The organism is Lachnoclostridium sp. MSJ-17, from assembly GCF_018918205.1.
Lineage (GTDB): Bacteria > Bacillota > Clostridia > Oscillospirales > Acutalibacteraceae > Ruminococcoides.
The window spans coordinates 1-2,345 of sequence record NZ_JAHLQB010000038.1 but is presented as its reverse complement, the minus strand read 5'-3'; the positions used below and the strand labels follow the sequence as shown (position 1 = coordinate 2,345).

1 protein-coding gene is annotated in these 2,345 nt (G+C 57.0%); it reads left to right on the top strand.

Annotation, left to right across the window (positions count from 1 at the left end):
• The coding region (gene rpoC / locus KQI64_RS03170; protein ID WP_216523301.1) for a DNA-directed RNA polymerase subunit beta' at positions 1 to 2,345 on the top strand (2,345 nt) is incomplete at both ends.

Sequence of the window (2,345 nt, the reverse complement as noted above, 5' to 3'; positions counted from 1 at the left end):
TTCTCGCAGTACATCGTCACCGATCCCGGTGACTGCCGCGATCTGGCTAAGTATCAGTGCCTCAGCGAGACCGAATACAACGATATGCGCGAAAAATACGAGGATGATTTCCAGGCGGGCATGGGCGCCGAGTCCATCAAAAAGCTGCTTGAAGAGATCGACCTCGAAGCCCTTTCGCAGGAGCTCAGGGAGGAGCTTGAAGCTTCCTCCGGTCAGAAGCGCATCCGTTTGCTCAAGCGCCTCGACGTTGTAGAGAGCTTCCGCCTTTCGGGCAACCGTCCCGAGTGGATGATACTGGACGTCGTTCCGGTCATCCCGCCGGACATCCGCCCGATGGTACAGCTCGACGGCGGCAGATTCGCCACCAGCGACCTCAACGACCTGTACCGCCGCGTTATCAACAGAAACAACAGACTTAAAAAGCTGCTCGAATTGAACGCTCCCGAGATCATCATCCGCAACGAAAAGCGTATGCTTCAGGAGTCTGTCGACGCCCTTATCGACAACGGCAGACGCGGCAGACCCGTAACGGGACCCAACAACCGCGCGCTCAAATCGCTTTCCGACATGCTTAAGGGCAAGCAGGGACGTTTCCGTCAAAACCTGCTCGGCAAGCGCGTCGACTACTCCGGACGTTCGGTTATCGTAGTCGGCCCTGAGCTGAAAATGTACCAGTGCGGTCTGCCCAAGGAGATGGCGCTCGAGCTGTTCAAGCCCTTCGTTATGAAGCGCCTTGTCGAAACAAAGGCAGAGCAGAACATAAAATCCGCAAGAAAAGCCGTTGAGCGCGCTAAAGAGACCGTTTGGGACGCGCTCGAGGTGGTCATCAAGGGTCACCCCGTAATGCTCAACCGTGCGCCAACACTTCACCGTCTGGGCATCCAGGCGTTCGAGCCCGTGCTCGTTGAAGGCCGCGCTATCAAGCTTCATCCGCTGGTATGTACCGCCTTCAACGCCGACTTCGACGGCGACCAGATGGCTGTTCACGTACCGCTTTCCGCCGAGGCTCAGGCTGAGGCGCGCTTCCTCATGCTCGCTGCGGGCAACCTGCTCAAGCCCTCCGACGGTCAGCCTGTCGCGGTTCCTACGCAGGATATGATCCTCGGTTCTTACTACCTCACCCTCGATAAGGACGGCGAGCGCGGCGAGGGCAAGATCTTCCGCAACGTTGACGAGGTAATGATGGCGTATCAGACCGGCGTTATCGAGCTGCACTCCAAGATCAAGGTTCGCCGCGAAATGGAGATCGACGGCGAAATGCAGTCGGCTCTCGTCGACACCACCATCGGCAAGATCATCTTCAACAACCCCATCCCGCAGGATCTGGGCTTTGTTGACAGAAGCATCCCCGAAAACAAATTCAAGTTCGAGGTCGACTTCCTCGTAGGCAAAAAAGGCTTAAAGAGGATCATCGACGCTTCCATAAAGAAGCACGGCGCCGCCAGAACCAGCGTGCTGCTGGACGAGATCAAGGCGCAGGGCTACAAGTACTCCACCATAGGCGCACTCACCGTCGCGGTCTGCGACGCGGTCATCCCGCCCGAAAAGAAAGAGATCATCGCAAAGGCAGAGGACGAGGTAGAGGCTATCCGCGAAGAGTACATGATGGGTCTTCGTTCCGACGAGGAACGTTATGAGGAGATCCTGAGGATCTGGAACAAGGCGACAGACGACGTTACAGACAAGCTGCAAAAGAACCTCGACCGCTACAACCCGATCTACATGATGGCTGACTCCGGCGCTCGAGGCAGCATGAGCCAGATCCGTCAGCTCGCGGGCATGCGCGGACTGATCGCCAACACCTCCGGTAAAACCATCGAAATCCCGATTCGAGCGAACTACCGTGAGGGTCTGAACATTCTCGAATACTTCATCTCCTCTCGCGGTGCGCGTAAGGGTCTTGCCGATACCGCGCTCCGTACCGCCGACTCCGGTTATCTCACCCGCCGTCTTGTAGACGTTTCTCAGGAGGTCATCATCCGCGAGGAGGACTGCGGCACCAAAGAGGGTCTTGAGATCTTCGATATCCTCAACGGCAACACAAACTTCACCGAGGTCGCTCCCACCTACGGCAACGTCATCGGCAAATCTCTTGTCGAGGATCTGTGCGACGAAAACGGCAAGCCGATCGTCTACAGAAACGTCGAGATCGACGACGAAATGGCGGAAGCCATCGTCAACTCGGGCGCTGAGAGCGTCAAGGTGCGCGCCGGCGTCAACATCATCGAGCCGCTCGAGGAGCGCGTCATAGGCAGATTCCTGCTCGACGACTTCCGCGACGAAAACGGCAATATCCTCATTTCCCGCAACACCATGATGGGCGAGAATGAGGCTAAGATCATCTA